The sequence below is a fragment of the Methylocaldum sp. genome, from assembly GCF_035627495.1.
Lineage (GTDB): Bacteria > Pseudomonadota > Gammaproteobacteria > Methylococcales > Methylococcaceae > Methylocaldum.
Genome location: NZ_DASPLO010000079.1, coordinates 1 through 2,504, shown reverse-complemented (window position 1 = coordinate 2,504; position 2,504 = coordinate 1). Strand labels below are relative to the sequence as shown.

General features: G+C 58.2%; 2 protein-coding genes. Both read right to left on the bottom strand.

Translation table 11 applies throughout. The annotated features are described in order from the left end of the window. Positions 1-170: 170 nt before the first annotated feature. On the bottom strand, positions 171-914 hold the full coding sequence (gene istB, locus VEB01_RS06810) for an IS21-like element helper ATPase IstB (protein WP_324873967.1): 744 nt from the start codon (positions 912-914) through the stop codon (positions 171-173). After that, the gene (gene istA / locus VEB01_RS06805; RefSeq protein WP_324873966.1) at positions 904-2,367 is read right to left on the bottom strand and encodes an IS21 family transposase; all 1,464 of its coding nucleotides are present in this window, start codon (positions 2,365-2,367) and stop codon (positions 904-906) included. The genes istB and istA overlap by 11 nt, the downstream gene beginning before the upstream one ends. Positions 2,368-2,504: the final 137 nt, after the last annotated feature.

Below are 2,504 nucleotides of genomic sequence, written 5' to 3'. Positions count from 1 at the left end.
ATTATTCTTCACTTCAGTGACAATTAGAAATCACTGTGCCTGCCGGTTTTGTTTTCATCTCTGTGTCATCTTTCAACCCTTTCGAAACCACCCCCTTCGGTGGAACGGAGTCCCTGGAGCCGTAGGCGACAGGGACGCAGTGGAACCGAAGGGGGTGGCGGGCGCGCCGGTCAGCTGCCGCCCTTTCCGCGAGTCACTCGCATGCTCTCTCCGTCAAATTCTAAAATGATCGCGTGATGCACCAGGCGGTCCACTGCCGCCATCGTTGTCATCGGGTCCTTGAAAATCTGGTCCCATTTGGAGAACACCAGATTGCTGCTCACCAAAACGCTGCGCCGCTCATAGCGCTCGGCCAGGAACGTGAAGAGCACTTCCATCTCCTCGCGGGATTGCTGCACATACCCGAGGTCATCGAGGATGATTCCCTCGTAGCGGTCCAGCTTCCGGAGCAGTCCATCCAGCTTCAGGCCCTGCTTGGCGGCCAGGAGTTGTTGCACCAGTTTGAAGGTTGCCGTGAAGTAAAGCGAACGTCCCTGCCGCAGGATCAGTTCCCGTCCCAGTGCGCTCAGGAAATGCGATTTCCCGCGCCCGGGCAGACCGAACACCAACAAGTTCTCGGCCCGATCCAAGAATCCACCTTCCAGCAACGTGGGCAGTTGTCGCCGCACCTTGGCCGGCAACTTCGACTCATCCAGATTGCCCAGCGTTTTGCCTGAGGGCAGACCGCTCTCGCGCAGCAGCCGCTCCAGCTTGCGTTCACGCCGGTCCGCCGCCTCGGCTTCGCACAGGTGCAACAGCAGTTTCCGATAACCCCAGTTCTGCGCCTCGGCACTCTCAATGAACTCGGTAAATCGGCCGGCCATCGTCGGCAAGCGAAACTCCCGGAACAGCATCTCCAATGCATCAGCCGACATGAGCCACCTCCTGTTCCAGCAGCGCGTCATAGGCACGGAGATCCGGAGTCAGCCCCGGCAGTTCAATCACCTTGCGAACCGGTGGCGCCAGAGCATCTCTCAAATCCTTGGCCCGCCACTTTCCCTTGACGACCAGCTTGTCCTTGAGCACCAGCTCCACGGCATCGACCGATACTTCTGCCGCCAGCTTGAGCACCTGTAGATACTCGATAACTCCGGGACGCTCGCCGTGATCGGATACCAGCCGATCATGCGCTGCCCGAAAGTTCGTGCTTGGATACAATGCCTCCCGGTGCCGATACTTGATGAACGCGCCGGGCTTGCGCAGCAACGGAACGATGACGTGGCGAAAGTCCACCAGCGCTCCCCGATCTCCGCGAAGCCTCGGCAGTTCAAACAGAAACTCGCGCCCGAGGTAAACCTTCAAACGCGCTTCATGGAGTTCCACCCGCAGCGTGTGCCCAATCAGACGAGAAGGCACCGAATACGCGTGCTTCCTGACGCGAATCAGGCCCTGTGAACTGACCACCGGGTGGTACTCGCGGTATTCGGCCAACTCGCTTACCGGCAGCTCACGCATGCATTCCAGCTCTTCTGTCAGTCGATTTTGCCTCCGTGCATTGGCGCTCCTGATGATGCCTTCAACAAACCGGTCATACTCCTCCAGAGAACTGAACTCCCGGCTGCCGCGCAGGATCAGGTGCTGCTCCAGGCGGCGCTTCAAATGCCGGTTGGATGACTCGACATCCCCGTGCTCATGCGGGCAACCCACATTGATCGTCAGGGGCGTCAGATCGTAATGCGTGCACAGTTCCAGATACTCGGAGTTGTAGCCGCGCGAACGGCCCGGCATCGCCTCGACTTCATGCGTGGCTGCGCTGCTGTTGTCCGTGCACAAATGTGGCGGGCACTTGCCCAATTGCTTGATCGCCGCTTGGAATCCCGTCACGAGGCTCAGAAATGACTCGGAAATGCTACGCGTGGCCCACTGCCAGTTCGAATACGGCAACACGCAATGGCAGAACAGATGATCCAGGGGATCTCCGTTGATCGTCACGTTCAACTCCCTGGCGTGCGTCCAATCCAGTTGCATCAACTGGCCGGGTTGACGTTCCTGCGCAAAGAACACCTCCTGTTCCGGCCCTTCGGTTGCGCGCCACTGCCGCACGCGGCGGAAGAACGTCCGCAGATGAGTCTCATCCAAGCCGCTATCCGGAACGGATAGGAAATGCTCGAAGAGTGTTTTCGCTTCGAGTTCTGGCGCATCCCCGAGCATTGCTGCGACCTTGGGCCAGACCTTCTCCAGCGGATCGGGCCGGGTGCGCCACGTGTGAGTCTTTTGAAGTTCTACAGGTGACTTGCCTGCTTCGATATACTGTCGCGCCGTTTGCGGATGCACATCCGCTTTCAACGCACTGACAACTACTTTGCCTGTCTTTTCGTATTCACTCATGAGCCGTTTGTATTGTTGTTGGGTAATCATCTGGCTGCCGAGTTGAGGAGGGCTGGCCTGCGGCCAGCCTCCAACTCGCTGCCAAATGCTACCGGCTCACTGGTGATTTTTAATTGGCATTACTGGTGAAAAATAAT